We start from the raw sequence: 12,716 nt of genomic DNA, 5'->3' as shown, positions 1-12,716 counted from the left end.
GGCCTGCCACAACGGAAATTCTTCAAATCGACAGCAGGCCCCTTAATGAAACAGTTACAAACCGTATTCTTGATCGCCGTCACCCTCTTCTCCACCACCCCTCTGCACGCCCAAGAGGCGACCGAAAAGGCCGAAATTCTGGATCTCATCAAGACCCTGGCGCGCTTGACCGACATGGCCGATGCCTGTGGCGAGCACATGAACTATTTCGGTAAGAAAGCGCTGGAGGGGGAGGTCTGTAAGGAGTTCAACCAGGCCTATCATGACCAATGGCCGACACGCGCCGCCTTGCAGCAGCAGGTGAGCGACTATACCGTGCGGCTGCAAAAAGGCGATTATACCTGTGACACCTGCGAGGTCATGCTGCAACGAGTCGAAGAGTTACGCATCACCGTGACGTATTATCTGGACTACATGGATTTCGTCAAGACGTTCTGAGGTCGCCGGATTCAGCGCTCATTATCGCTTTCCTTTTCCATACTCGCCGCCACCGCCTCCATGCGCTGGTAGCGATCGGGATAGCTGGCGTGGATCGAGAACAGGCGCTCTTTATCACTGCGATCCGCCTTCTCCAGCTCACCCGTATAAGAAACGATGCGGTGGCGCATATCGGCGCTGCTTAGGCTGCCGGCAATGCGCACCGAACAGGCGTCGGCCTGCAGTTCCTGCTGTCTGGAAAAGTTCAGATAGCTGCCGGATAGGCGCAGCAGCAGTTTGCCGTAACGCTCGCGCGCCACGCCGTTCAGATCCATCAGGTCTTTTAATTCATCAAGGGTGGTCACTGTATCGATCAAACGGGCCTGCAATTCACGGGTTTGGTGGCGCTTGAGGACGTGGGCAATTTCATGGGCCATGACCATATCGGCGTAATCGCTCTCCAAGGCAGCAGTGCTTAAATATATATAACCGCCGGGCGCGCTGTACCCCTGAATCTGGCTGCTATTGAGCAGATAGAGGTGAAACTCATAGGGATGATCTTCATGGATCGACGCCACCACCCGCTGTAACAACGCATCGGCCATTTGGTATTGGCGTTTGGCCCGCCCCACACCGCTGCGCGCGATAAACTTGGGATCCGAGGCAATCTTCTGCTCATGCAGCTGGCTGCCGTATTGGCGCTCGAACCCCATGGGCAGCCAGTTCATGCGCTTGGCCTTCTGTTTGGCGCTGTCGAGCAATACCGCCTTGTCGGGTTTCTTGAATAACGTGATCAGGCCCGTCATATCCGACGCGCCGAAAAGCTGGGCGATATTCTTTTCCAGCGTGAACGGTTCGACGATAGTGGCGCAGGTGTAATCATCCGGTCGCAGCGCGCCCTCGTAGTCGTGGGCCTCGGCCGCCAGGGCCAGCACATCCAGGTCGACCTGTTCGGTCTCGGCAAGGTCATTCTCAGTCTCTTGCGTTGCCGCGCTCTTTTCCTCCAGGCGCTGTTTGAGCTGCTCCTTGAAATCGTCAAACAAGCCGGCGACGCGGGTTGGTTGCTCTTCGCCGGCCTGAATGGCGGCAGCGCAAAGCAGCAACAGCAAGCCATATCCGAGGCGGGACGTGTAACACATCATGCTCATGGCTGATCCCTTTTGTTAATCTCATTGCGTGCCATTTGCACTGATTGCAGATAATCGAAACTATAGCCGTACTTCTTGGCCAAGGCTGCCCGAACGATGTGCCGCGACACATTAGCGGAATCACTATGCTGCAGCGCCTGGTTCAACGCCTGTTCGAACTCCTGTTGATACGCTTGGGATTCAATGGTAAACCCGCCGCCAAACTCGTCACCATTGGCAAGCGCCCGCCAACGATACTGCTGCTCCGGCATGAGCAAGGCGGCAGGAATACGGACACTGGCGCCGGGGCGATCCAGCTTGAGAATCGCTTGCTCCTCATGCGCGCGCCACAAGGCAAAGGATTCGATGCGGGCATGGCCCTTGTCGTGACTGGAGAAGACCAGGGCTTGTTCGGGCATGAGCACATAGCCGTCAGGAAAGCCGGCCAGTTCCTCGTAGGTATTGAGCCGCTTCATCCCTAGGTGGGTGACCGCCTGGGGAAAGAAGATATCCCGCAGCACCTGCAAAAAAGAGGCGTCGTCGCGCCGGCTCGAGCGTGCTGCAATGTCGATGGTGGCCGCGCCGTCCGTGTCGGCGTCTTCGAGCACGGCGCCACTCTCCAGGCATGAAATACCGCTCTGCAGGTTTGTGTAACACAGGGTGGCGCCCGGGCAGATCACAGTCACTTCATCACAGGGACTGTAGGATTGTTTCAGCGCCATCTTTTCGCCAGCGCGTACAATGCAATCGGCCTTACCTTGCTTCACGTAACACAAGCTGGCCTGACACCCAAGCGGGCTGAGCGTTAGCAACAGTATGCCGCTGTAAATCAGCGCTTTCATTATCCCTCCTCCTCATGATTCATAGCACCTCATGGACGAATACCAGGACGGCAGTCAACAGCACCACGAGCAGAAACACCACCAGCGAGACATAAGAATCGAAAAACACACAGCATTTTCCCTGAGCGGAGCGCTGCGCCGAGCGCAGGCTGGGGAAAAACTCGGCAAACAGCACCGCCGCTTCCGTAACCATAGCGACGGAGAAGACGATATTCCATGCCAAAAATATCGCCAGCAGCAGCGACAATGCCACCAGCAACATGATAGGCAAAACCAAGGGGGCAACCACAGCGATCATCCAATACGGTTCCACGACACGTTTCAGCACCACCAACAAATAGCCTCCCACTAAGGCGCATGCAACGCCGATGCTCAGCGACCATGCCATGGACACGGGGGCGACTGAATCGTGGGCGGAATAATAGGCGGCAGCATGCAACACCACACCGGGTTGCCGCCCGGCCGGTGTCAGGTACCAATCACCATAGCCGTAACTGCCACCGATAAATACCGTCTGATCGGAGCGCGGGCGCCACGCCCGTTTCAGCTCTTGAAGACTGTCCACTACAAAGGGTGATAAGTGGCGATAGAAATGGGCGTTGATGGGCTCGAACTCACCCGAGGGCGATGCCGGTGTCAACCACAAAAAATCCAGCTCATCGCCGGACTGTTCCACACGTCGACAGACGACGGCGGAGTTTTCCCGTTGCTGGGCGGCGGCATAGGCGACGTTGGCCAGGGTCTGCGGCGCAAGCAGACGTTTCAGCACCACACCTTCGTGGGCGTGAAGATGGGGCAACCCGAAGCGCACACCCGCCCGGCACATGTTCTCCAGCCACGCCCGTTTGATCTCGTAGGCCTGCGGTGTAACCACGGGCGCCGGCGTCGTCAGGGTCACCCCCTGGGGCAGTTCGGCGGCCAATTTTGCCAGTAGACGGTCCAGCGCGGCCTGCTGTGGGTCCCCGCCCTGAGGCAATGGAGACAGGTCGATATCGATCACCAGCTGACCGGGCACCGCCGAGGCGTCAAGCAAGGCATTCATGGCGTCCATCAATTTGCCTCGCTCGAGGGGCGAGGTCTGGTTGAAGTAAGACTCGTACCAAGCCTGGCTAAATAGCACTACGGCCGGCATAACGGCCGCTGCCGGTGGGTCAGTGTCAGCGCTGTCCTGGGGGTGACCCACCAGACTGACGGCCAGGCGCAAGGCCTCCGCATTTACCTCTTCATTAAATCCGATATATTCTAAAATTGTGATCAAACATGCCGCGAACAGCGCGGCAAGCAAGGCATCGCGCAGCACGTCACGCCTGGAGGGTTTATATGAGTTGAGCTGTTCCATGCCGCCATGTCAGTCCGGACACGCCAACATTAGGCAATCAGGGGGAAATTCTCAAGACAGCGGCATACATCGCTGGCCGGGGCATGGCCGTCATGCGATGTGCACACGTCGGGATGGCCCGGGATAATGAATATATGGTTTGACAAGGCGGTTGCGATGCGGCGATGCGCACGCCACGCCGGTGGCCTATCCTCACTCAGTGATGCACGCCGCCTTCGCCATGGGCATGACCGTGCTCAATCTCCTCCGGCCTCGCCTGGCGCACGCTCACCACTTCGATATCGAAACTCAGGGTCTTGCCGGCATAGGGGTGGTTCATATCCACATCGATGTTTTTAAGGCCCGCCTTCACCACGCGCACCGGCTGTGAGCCATGTCTGCTGTTGACATGCACGATCATACCCGGGCGGTAGCGCGATTTCTTGCCGTGGCCCAGCACGTGACTCACGGGCACGCGCGTGATTGCGCCTTCACGGCGTTCGCCATACCCTTGGTCGGGCGTCAAGGTGGTGGTCAAGGTATCGCCCGGCTGTTTACCTTCCAGCGCCGCCTCCAAGCCCGGCAACATGCCGCCGTGGCCGTGCAGATAGGCCAGCGGTACACCGCTGCTGCGGGTATCTTCCAGCGTGCCCTGCCCAGGCTCGCTGACACGGTAGTGAAACCGGACCACCGCATCCTTTTCGATCAACATACTGTGTACTCCCTCATGATCACTTATAATTCCAGCCATTCTATTTTCAATCGCGGTTTTGCGGAAGAGAGCGAGACATGAATCTATACGGCATCATTCTGGTTGCAGTCGCCCTGGGCGGCATCGCCGTCAGCCTGTGGGGTTGGCGCGTACTCAAGCAGGCCCGACAAATGGCACAATGGCCCAGCACGGACGGCGTGATTGTGGAATCCAAGCCCTGTTCGGCGCAGGACGATCTGCTGCCCCATATCGAATACCGTTACGAAATCGGCGGCGAGACCCATCGGCGCCGCTTCGAGTTTCCCAGCGGCACCAATCCCATGCCCGAGCTCGCCGAGAGCTATGTCAAGAAATATCCGCTGGACGCTCCGGTTCAAGTATTTTACAACCCGGACGAGCCCGGCCAATCCACCCTGGAGCCGGGCAGCCGGGGCGACTGGATGATACTGGTGCTGGGGATCTTGATGACCGTCGGCGCACTGGTGAGCCTGCTGGTCTCCCTATAAGCCGTCACCGGCCATTTGCCTGGTGATGGCGACGTATTGGTCGATGGTCTCTTTTTCTGCGACCTTGTCGGCGGCCGCCATAAAGCGCCGGATCTCTTCGGCCGCTTCGTCTTGGCGACCCTGCTTCCATAAGGTGTTGAACAGCGCGATGGAAAAGTTTCCCTGGCCCGGCGCCATCAAGATCAGACGCTCGAACACCATCTCCGCCTCTTGCAGCCTGTCGGCATTAAAATAGGAACCGCCGAGCATCATCAAGGCCGCCTGGTTGTCGGGCGCCTGCTTCAAGAGCTCCAGCAACAGCATACGGGCATCTTCATCATTGCCCGCATCGATCAGTTGACGCGCCCGATATAAATGTTGTTCGCTTTTCTGTGCCACTACCAAACCTTGTTGTGTTTGCTGATCATGGATGATGATAATCACGCTTCCTGCTTCAACTCCGATGCATATTGGCGGGCCAACGCTTCGAAACGCGGCGTCAATCCTGCGTCCTCATAGACCGGGTCGCCAAATTCATCCTCGGCCACCACCTTATCACCCGGCACGTAGGGCAAGGCCTCCTCGATCTCGTCCAGCGCGGTGCTCACTAATTCGGTCACCAGTCGCGTTTCGCTGCAGCCGGGGAAAATCTCGGCCAAGGCGCGGATACGGGCATAATCGCGTGCCGTGAGCTTAACCGTGAATTCGTGCTCGGCCGGCTCGCTGCGGGAATCCGCCTCCCAGGTTTTGATCAACTGCTTCATTCGGTTCATGACGTCATCCTCAAGATGTAGATAGGCCCATGGCGAGAAGCCATGGTATAGCGAGACTCGGTTGGCACGACAGAGTCCGTCTCGACGCGTCGTTTATGCCTTGTCGAGGATGGGATAGTCGGTATAGCCCTTCTCGCCCGGCGTATAGAAAGTGTCGTAGTCCGGCTCGTTCATAGGCGCCTGTGTCTGCCATCGCTGCGGCAGATCGGGATTGGCGAGGAACGGCCGTCCCACCGCGATCAGGTCCGCCTTGCCCGGGATGTGCTGCTCGGCGCGCTCGGCGTCATAGCCGCCGGACAGAATCAGGGTATTGCAGAATTCATCGCGGAAGACCTCCTTGATGGAACTGGGTACGTCCGGCGCGCCCATGGCGGAATGATCCACTAGATGTACATAGATCAAGTCCACCGAATCCAGTTCCTGAGCCAGGTAGGTGTAATCCGTTTCCATGTCCTCATACAGGGGCATGTCGTTGAATACGCCATAAGGCGATAAACGAATCCCGACCTTGTGATGGCCGATGGCATCGCAGGTCGCTTGGGCCACCTCCAGCATGAAGCGGGCGCGATTTTCGATACTGCCGCCGTAGTCATCTTCACGCAGGTTGGTGTTGGGGCGAATGAACTGTTCCAGCAGATAGCCGTTGGCGCCGTGCAGCTCCACGCCGTCGAAGCCCGCCTCCATGGCATGGCGGGCGGCCTGCACGTATTCGTCTTGTGTGTTGCGGATATCATCCAGTGTCATTGCCGCCGGCACCGGCAGCGGCTGCAGCCCTTCACTGTCGGTATACATCTGCTCCCCGGCTGCCACCGCGGAAGGCGCCAGCACCCGCGCCCCGGCGGGCAAATTGAGCGGATGCGAGACGCGCCCGGTATGCATCAGCTGAATAAAAATATGGCCGCCCTGCTCATGAACCGCCTCGGTAATGTGCTTCCAAGCTTCGATCTGCTCAGTGGAAAAGATGCCGGGAATACGCGGATATCCCAGCCCGTTGGGCGACGGTGACGTGCCTTCGGTGATAATCAGCCCCGCCGAGGCGCGCTGCTGATAATAGCGGCGCATCAGATCATTGGGAATATTATGTTCGGCTCGGTTTCGTGTCATCGGTGACATGACAATACGGTTTTTCAAGACCACATCGCCAAGGCGGTATTCAGTAAACAAACGCGACATCCTCATACTCCAGTTTTTGAATTTTTTGCTTTAGCGGAAGATGATTCCCCACTGCCGGTGTCCGGCTGGCAGTGCCTGTTACACCCAAGTATATGATGGATGCATAGCGTGAGTCATGGCCAAACCGCCCTATAGCCGGGGCAATATCATCAAATACGCTGAGGAAATAAAGGCATGGCGGGGCGGACCACCGCGTCAGGCCAGCAGGATCAAGGCCACACCCACGACCATCAAGGCGGCGGATGAGAAGTTGCGCGCCAGTTGTTTTTCATGGAACAACCAGGCCCCATAGAGTATGCCGAACAGCAGACTGGTGCGTTTCACCGCGATCATATAGGCGGCCTCGACCTTGGACAGGGCTAGAAAGTGGGTCACCACCATCAATGCGAACAAGGCCCCGATCAACAGATGCCAAGCCGGTTGCCGCGTCAGCACCCGCAAACTGACCGGCCGCAGCAGCGCCACCGCCAAGAATGCCGCCGCACCGAGCACGACAAAATAGAAGACGGCGAAATTCATTGTGCCCACATACAGCATGGCGGCCTTGCCGCCCACCGAGGTCAGGCTGTAGATCACGGCCACCATCAACATACGCCGTGAACTCTGCCGGTAGACAATGGCACGCAGGGGTTCGTACCACAATCGGCGTCCGTTACGGTGCAGCTTATCGATATTCAGCAGGTAGGCGCCCACGACCACCAAGACGATGCCGATCGCACCCAGCAGGGAGACGCGCTCGTCCAACACCCACCAGCCGGTGAGAATAATGAACACGGGTGTAAAAGCGAGGTACGGCAGGGTCTGATAAAGCGGCGCGTCCCGTATCGCCTGCATGTACAGGTATATGGCCAGCAACTCCAGCGGCACCAGCAGCGCCATCCAAGCCCAGAATGCCCACGGCGCAGACGGCAAGGGGAAATACAACAACAAGGGCGCCAGCAGCACGCCGGTCACCAGGAATCGGACCAGCATCATCTCGCTGCCCGAATATCCCTGCAGACGCATCTTGGTGAAGGCATCGGTGGAGGCCAGGCTCAAGGCGCATAGCAATGACAGCGAGAACCACTCCACTCAAGTGCCACCTAACACCAGACGGGGAGATGCAACGGTGACCGATACGCGGCTTGGACTAGTCCTCCTCAAACAGCGGCGACCCGCCCGCGGGCCAGTCGCCGAGGGGGTAAGGATGTTCCTCGCTGTTAAAGGTCAAAAAGCGCAGCACCTGGTAGTGATAGAGACTCAGGCTCTGTCCGAACCACAACAACTTCTCATTGACCGAACCGGTAATGACGACATTGAAAAATTGAAACACGATCACCACTGCAGCGACGAATTTGGCGACCCACAGACAAACGGCAAACAACAGCATGAACAAGCCGCGGCGCCATATACCGGGTTCATTGCCGCGATCTTCCATGTCCATATCCATAAATGACTCCTTAGGTTACGCCGACTTACTTGCTGCCTATGGTAGCAACTTTTACGTCAGTCGTTGGCTGGATTCGTCACCAATCAGCAGAGTAGAAAGCGACGCCCGAACACCGCAACCAGTACCAACACCAAGATGACGGCAGCCGTAACACACCACAGCGGCGGATAATGGCCAGGCGGGGGAATTGAGTGGCGATTCGCTTATACCCGGCGGCGATTATGACAAGTCTTGCGGCGCATCGGTAACGCTCGTTATCGAAGTGGAAATGACCGCCGATTACTCCTCCGGCTTGATAAACTTCAAGGTCATGCGATCACTCTCGCCGATGGCCAGATATTTCTCGCGATCGGTCTCTCCCAGCGTTAAGCTTGGTGGCAAGGTCCACACGCCTTTGGGGTGATGCTTGCTGTCCTTGGGGTTGGCGTTGATCTCGGCACTGCCGACGAATTCGAAGCCGGCATCCTCGGCCAGCTTAATGGCATAGGCCTGGTTGACGTAGCCGCTGCGCGCCTCGGGGTCTTGGGGGGTGCTCGGGTCACCGCGATGTTCCACTACACCGAGCACACCGCCGGGCTTGAGCGCCTCATACATGGCACTGAAGACCTGATCGGCGTATCCGCCGGCCATCCAGTTGTGGATATTGCGGAAGGTAAGCACCATGTCCGCGCTTCCCGCCGGAGCAATGGCGGTTTTATCGGGCGGCGCGAGCACAGTGATATTCACTCGGTTAAAGACGTCATGCGACGCCATTTTTTGTTTAAAGCGCTGTGTGCTCTTACGTGCGAATTCAGAACGGGAATCGGGATCGTTGCCGGCGGCGTAAAAGCGGCCGTGGTCCTTAAGAAACGGCGCCAGGATTTCGGTATACCACCCGCGACCGGGAAAGACCTCGACCACCGTCATATCATCTTCGATACCGAAAAAGCTTAGCGTTTCAACGGGATGCCGATACTTATCGCGCGCCTGGTGGGCAGCCGAGCGGTGCTCGGCGTCGAGGATAGCGCGCAGCTTTTCTTGAGTGTCTTGCGCGTTGACTGCTGCCGACATGGCGAACAGCGCACCGGCGCTAAGCGCTATTATGAGGATACGGCTGAATTCAACATTAAGTCTTCGGTTCATTGCAGGGGCTCCTGTCGCGGTGGCCGGTTTGGACCCATGGCAATTCTCGTCCAGCCAATGGGCCAAATCAATGGATCAACAACAAGCTTAAATGCCGGGATCGCCTATGCCAAGCCATTGCGGCTATGGTCTGCCGCGCTCAGCTTGCATATTGGCCAATTCCCAACTATTTTTTTCAAGCATGGCGCAGTCGCGGGGAGGCCCGCTGCGGCCCATGATCGAGTTGTGATCTTTTAACGGTAATGTGCGGAGGACAAACTCATGCACAATCGTGTCCCGGAAAGCTCTGCCAGTTACGCCGCCACGGGGGTGGTGGTCATTTGCCTGCTCGCTAGCGTCTTTATGTTTGTGCGGCTCTTGTAGTAGGCCTGTAGATCCGCAACAAGATAATTATTCTACCGCTTTATTCCGCAATACTACGCGGAATGTTTAACAACAAGCCCGCCCGCGGCACTATCCCGGGCGGGCTTTGTTATGTGCAGGGATTACGGTGCGGCGGGGCTGAGGCTCGCCTCCTCCAAGATCACCGCATAGCTGTACCCCATGCCGAAGTCACGATCGACGGTCACGAGCGCGTCCACCTCAACCCTGTCCCCCACGCTGGCGGTCTGCTGACTGGTCACAGTGATGTCGTTGCTGCCTTCGCCACCGGTACCGTCCTGAATGTGAAGAAAATTCTTGCCCATGATGTTGTTGTTGACCTTCACCACTTTGCCGCTGATATGAATACGCTTGCCGGCGATTTGGCCCTGTTGGGCGAAAATCTCGGCGACAGTCAAGCTCGGCAGATCGTCGGCAGCCAATAGCATGGTGGGGGTGATAGCGATAACGGCAGCCAGCGCTGCAGCGATGAATTGCGTGTTCATTGGGGATCCCTTACTCCGGTAAATCATCTTTTTAACACGGATCGGGACTGTAGGTAAGACTGGCGCTGAATAATCTTCGCACTGATGAGGACCGGTGCGGCAGTGATTCACGCGGCGCGTTTGGCCGGCGCCTGCTGCGAGCACAAGCACCTGCCTTCCGTCTTCAGTATAGGGTAAAGTACACCGAATTGCACATTGTTTTGATATAGGATGCCTGCCTCATGATTACCCGCCTCGGACGTTGGAAAATGCGAACGGATTGCCGCACCTTAGCCCACCCATGGCTCGGGCTGCTGGGCATTATGTTATATCTGACACCGGCCAGCGCCGGCGCCCTAAGCCTGGGCGAGCTCGAGGTTCAATCGCGGCTGAATGCACCGCTGCAGGCGATCATCCCGCTCTCAGCCAACGCCGCCGAACTGGCGGACTTGGAGGTCGGTTTGGGTACCGAAGCGGCTTTCCAGCGGGCCGGTATCGAACATGACGAATTGCTTTATTCGCTAAGGTTCGCGGTGGTCAAACACGGCGACGTCGCCCATATTCTATTGACATCCACCAATGTCATCCGTGAACCGCTGCTGGAATTCGTCATCTCGCTGCGATGGGCCAACGGCGGGATGCTGCGCGAGGTGGCGGTCTTTCTGTCGCCCTGAGGCCGGCAGCCGAAATGAAGCTCCACGCCAAACCACCGGGCCGATGTGGTACCCTCTTGCGCCAAATCATACGTAAATTAGGGTAAGTATCAGTGAATGTCTCTGACGCCATCCAACGCCGGCGTTCCGTCAGTCTGTTTGATCCGGCTTATAAAATCTCCGATGCCGAGGTGCGCGAACTGGTTGAGGCGGCCAATCTTTCGCCTTCCGCCTTCAATATTCAGCATTGGCGCTTCGTCTGGCTGCGCGACCCGGCGGTATTGGGACAGGCCAGTGAGGCCGTTTGGTTTCAACCTCAAGTCACTGACGCCGCGCTGGTGTTGCTGGTGTGCCTGGATCTAAAGGCTTGGCAAAAATCCCCTGAGCGTTACTGGGCCAATGCCCCGGCCGAGGTCGCCAAACACATGATCGACAACACCCTGCAGACCTATGCCGATAACCCGCAATTGGAGCGTGACGAAGCCATGCGCTCCGCCTCCATGGCCGCCATGACCCTGATGCTGAAGGCTCAGGACATGGGTCTGGAATCTTGCGCCATGGCCTGCGACGAGCAGCGTATGGCAGACATCGTCAAACTGCCTGAGGATCATGCACTGTGCATGGTGATCGCCTTCGGCAGAGCGCTCAAGCCCCCCTATGCGCGGCCGGGCTTGCTGTCGGTGGAAGACGTTCTGGTCACGGATTCTTTCTGAGAGAAAAGCCGGGGCATTGCGCCCCGGCGGCGGATTGGATTGCGTTCAGCGCTCGGCGGCCTGAACCGCGGCCGGATCGACCAGCGGAATTCGTTCCGCACCCTTCATAGCCTTTTGCTTGCTGGAGAACTCTTTCACTTTGCGCTGCGCGGCTTCGAAGGCGTCACGAATCGCAACGTAAAGGTCTTCGTTTTCTTCACGCTTGATGACGATCTCGGCACCGGGCACGGTGATATCAAGACGCACGTTGTACTGGTTGCCTTGATGCTGGTGACGGTGCGGCGCCTCTACCAAAACCCGACAGCCCATGATGCGATCATAGAACTGGTCAAGCTTCGCTGCTTTTTCATGTATCGCCTGCTCGGCAGTTTCAGAAAGCGACACATTGCGGGAGGTAATCTGCAGCGGTAGTTTCATAGGGTTCTCCTTACGGTTTTAGGATTCGCCCGACCTGTCAGGCCCGTCTCCCAGGCGCGGGCGCCAGCTCAGTGACTGACGGGTTTTTTGAAGCCTTTTCAATGACAGTATAAATAGATTTCACTGGTCGCGCCTAGACAATTTGTGGTTAACCGATCCCACATCAAGCGTAATCCCGCGATGGCGGGCTTCCCCTATACACATGCGAAAATTCGGCGTTAATCCATTAAAGCGCCCTAATATTCGTGCCGATACCATTGGTGAGTCTAAGACCTATAGATTTGCTGGGGAATCCGCACGACCCAGCGCACAAGCAGTGCATTGATCGCCTAAGGAAATGGCCGCGGATCCTTGCAGTACCGTTGTGTTTAGGAGGTTTGAAATGTCACAGCTTGCAGAACCGATGATTAATTCCTGGTATAAGACCCCGGATTCCCAGACTTTTCGCGTTACCGCCGCCGATCTGGACGAGGGCTTCATCCAAATTCAGTATGCCGACGGCAGCTTTGAGGGCTTGGATAGCGATATCTGGGCCAAACTCGGCGCCGAAGAGATCGAACCCAACGAGGAATGGCTGGAACAACTGGACGAGGACCTCAACGAACTGGATTTCTACGAACTGGGCGGCGCGCCGGGCAGCGAAGCCTTCGATATGAGCGAATACTACGATTGATGCCCAGCGGTCCGGAC

General features: G+C 57.4%; 17 protein-coding genes. 5 read left to right on the top strand and 12 right to left on the bottom strand.

From position 1 onward, the window contains the following. The first annotated feature begins 45 nt into the window (after positions 1-45). On the top strand, positions 46-438 hold the full coding sequence (locus Tel_07980) for a hypothetical protein (protein ALP53100.1): 393 nt from the start codon (positions 46-48) through the stop codon (positions 436-438). Between the two features lie 11 nt (positions 439-449). Here Tel_07980 and Tel_07975 read toward each other — a convergent pair whose 3' ends face one another. The 4 genes from Tel_07975 to Tel_07960 form a co-directional block, all read right to left on the bottom strand. Beyond that, the gene (locus tag Tel_07975; GenBank protein ALP53099.1) at positions 450-1,565 is read right to left on the bottom strand and encodes a hypothetical protein; all 1,116 of its coding nucleotides are present in this window, start codon (positions 1,563-1,565) and stop codon (positions 450-452) included. Next, a complete protein-coding gene (locus Tel_07970) occupies positions 1,562-2,386 on the bottom strand; it encodes a hypothetical protein (GenBank protein ALP53098.1) in 825 nt (274 codons plus the stop codon). The genes Tel_07975 and Tel_07970 overlap by 4 nt, the downstream gene beginning before the upstream one ends. Before the next feature lie 19 nt (positions 2,387-2,405). Beyond that, the gene (locus Tel_07965) at positions 2,406-3,725 is read right to left on the bottom strand and encodes a hypothetical protein (GenBank protein ID ALP53097.1); all 1,320 of its coding nucleotides are present in this window, start codon (positions 3,723-3,725) and stop codon (positions 2,406-2,408) included. 196 nt (positions 3,726-3,921) lie between these two features. After that, positions 3,922-4,416 (bottom strand): peptidylprolyl isomerase, encoded by a 495-nt coding sequence (locus Tel_07960; GenBank protein ALP53096.1) that lies wholly within the window; start codon positions 4,414-4,416, stop codon positions 3,922-3,924. A gap of 77 nt (positions 4,417-4,493) precedes the next feature. Here Tel_07960 and Tel_07955 point away from each other — a divergent pair, with 77 nt between their 5' ends. Further along, positions 4,494-4,922: a hypothetical protein gene (locus Tel_07955; protein ALP53095.1), complete on the top strand. Its 429-nt coding sequence runs from the start codon at positions 4,494-4,496 to the stop codon at positions 4,920-4,922. Here Tel_07955 and Tel_07950 read toward each other — a convergent pair. The 7 genes from Tel_07950 to Tel_07920 form a co-directional block, all read right to left on the bottom strand. After that, complete coding sequence (locus Tel_07950) at positions 4,917-5,345, bottom strand: hypothetical protein (GenBank protein ALP53094.1); 429 nt, start codon at positions 5,343-5,345, stop codon at positions 4,917-4,919. The two genes, Tel_07955 and Tel_07950, sit on opposite strands and share 6 nt — an antisense overlap. Continuing rightward, a complete protein-coding gene (locus Tel_07945; protein ID ALP53093.1) occupies positions 5,342-5,674 on the bottom strand; it encodes a type 1 pili tip component in 333 nt (110 codons plus the stop codon). Before Tel_07945 ends, Tel_07950 begins: the two co-directional genes overlap by 4 nt. Positions 5,675-5,767: 93 nt before the next feature. After that, positions 5,768-6,847 carry an alkene reductase gene (locus Tel_07940; GenBank protein ID ALP53092.1) on the bottom strand — a complete coding sequence of 360 codons (1,080 nt, stop codon included), beginning with the start codon at positions 6,845-6,847 and terminating at the stop codon, positions 5,768-5,770. Between the two features lie 195 nt (positions 6,848-7,042). Continuing rightward, complete coding sequence (locus tag Tel_07935) at positions 7,043-7,918, bottom strand: EamA-like transporter family protein (GenBank protein ID ALP53091.1); 876 nt, start codon at positions 7,916-7,918, stop codon at positions 7,043-7,045. A 58-nt stretch (positions 7,919-7,976) separates the two neighbouring features. Further along, positions 7,977-8,276 carry a hypothetical protein gene (locus Tel_07930; protein ID ALP53090.1) on the bottom strand — a complete coding sequence of 100 codons (300 nt, stop codon included), beginning with the start codon at positions 8,274-8,276 and terminating at the stop codon, positions 7,977-7,979. A 279-nt stretch (positions 8,277-8,555) separates the two neighbouring features. Next, positions 8,556-9,398, bottom strand: coding sequence for a methyltransferase (locus Tel_07925; GenBank protein ID ALP53089.1), 843 nt, complete (start codon positions 9,396-9,398; stop codon positions 8,556-8,558). 485 nt (positions 9,399-9,883) lie between these two features. After that, on the bottom strand, positions 9,884-10,264 hold the full coding sequence (locus tag Tel_07920) for a hypothetical protein (protein ALP53088.1): 381 nt from the start codon (positions 10,262-10,264) through the stop codon (positions 9,884-9,886). Between the two features lie 302 nt (positions 10,265-10,566). Between Tel_07920 and Tel_07915 the strand changes: the two genes are divergently transcribed. Both Tel_07915 and Tel_07910 read left to right on the top strand, forming a co-directional pair. Beyond that, positions 10,567-10,917 carry a hypothetical protein gene (locus Tel_07915; GenBank protein ID ALP53087.1) on the top strand — a complete coding sequence of 117 codons (351 nt, stop codon included), beginning with the start codon at positions 10,567-10,569 and terminating at the stop codon, positions 10,915-10,917. Positions 10,918-11,009: 92 nt separating this feature from the next. After that, positions 11,010-11,609: a hypothetical protein gene (locus tag Tel_07910; protein ID ALP53086.1), complete on the top strand. Its 600-nt coding sequence runs from the start codon at positions 11,010-11,012 to the stop codon at positions 11,607-11,609. 45 nt (positions 11,610-11,654) lie between these two features. On the opposite strand, the gene Tel_07905 is transcribed toward Tel_07910, so the two are convergent. Next, positions 11,655-12,026 (bottom strand): RNA polymerase subunit sigma-54, encoded by a 372-nt coding sequence (locus tag Tel_07905; GenBank protein ALP53085.1) that lies wholly within the window; start codon positions 12,024-12,026, stop codon positions 11,655-11,657. Positions 12,027-12,429: 403 nt separating this feature from the next. On the opposite strand from Tel_07905, the gene Tel_07900 reads away from it, so the two are divergent. Beyond that, on the top strand, positions 12,430-12,699 hold the full coding sequence (locus Tel_07900) for a hypothetical protein (protein ID ALP53084.1): 270 nt from the start codon (positions 12,430-12,432) through the stop codon (positions 12,697-12,699). The last annotated feature ends 17 nt before the right edge of the window (positions 12,700-12,716 follow it).

Source organism: Candidatus Tenderia electrophaga, from assembly GCA_001447805.1.
Classification (GTDB): Bacteria; Pseudomonadota; Gammaproteobacteria; order Tenderiales; family Tenderiaceae; genus Tenderia; species Tenderia electrophaga.
This window is presented reverse-complemented; position numbering and strand designations above follow the sequence as displayed.

Coding starts and splice junctions, on each gene's coding strand:
- Tel_07915 (ALP53087.1), top strand. CDS start 10,567: ATGTTATATCTGACACCGGCCAGCGCCGGCGCCCTAAGCCTGGGCGAG.
- Tel_07955 (ALP53095.1), top strand. CDS start 4,494: ATGAATCTATACGGCATCATTCTGGTTGCAGTCGCCCTGGGCGGCATC.
- Tel_07960 (ALP53096.1), bottom strand. CDS start 4,416: ATGTTGATCGAAAAGGATGCGGTGGTCCGGTTTCACTACCGTGTCAGC.
- Tel_07970 (ALP53098.1), bottom strand. CDS start 2,386: ATGAAAGCGCTGATTTACAGCGGCATACTGTTGCTAACGCTCAGCCCG.
- Tel_07930 (ALP53090.1), bottom strand. CDS start 8,276: ATGGATATGGACATGGAAGATCGCGGCAATGAACCCGGTATATGGCGC.
- Tel_07945 (ALP53093.1), bottom strand. CDS start 5,674: ATGAACCGAATGAAGCAGTTGATCAAAACCTGGGAGGCGGATTCCCGC.
- Tel_07900 (ALP53084.1), top strand. CDS start 12,430: ATGATTAATTCCTGGTATAAGACCCCGGATTCCCAGACTTTTCGCGTT.
- Tel_07925 (ALP53089.1), bottom strand. CDS start 9,398: ATGAACCGAAGACTTAATGTTGAATTCAGCCGTATCCTCATAATAGCG.
- Tel_07940 (ALP53092.1), bottom strand. CDS start 6,847: ATGTCGCGTTTGTTTACTGAATACCGCCTTGGCGATGTGGTCTTGAAA.
- Tel_07975 (ALP53099.1), bottom strand. CDS start 1,565: ATGAGCATGATGTGTTACACGTCCCGCCTCGGATATGGCTTGCTGTTG.
- Tel_07905 (ALP53085.1), bottom strand. CDS start 12,026: ATGAAACTACCGCTGCAGATTACCTCCCGCAATGTGTCGCTTTCTGAA.
- Tel_07980 (ALP53100.1), top strand. CDS start 46: ATGAAACAGTTACAAACCGTATTCTTGATCGCCGTCACCCTCTTCTCC.
- Tel_07920 (ALP53088.1), bottom strand. CDS start 10,264: ATGAACACGCAATTCATCGCTGCAGCGCTGGCTGCCGTTATCGCTATC.
- Tel_07965 (ALP53097.1), bottom strand. CDS start 3,725: ATGGAACAGCTCAACTCATATAAACCCTCCAGGCGTGACGTGCTGCGC.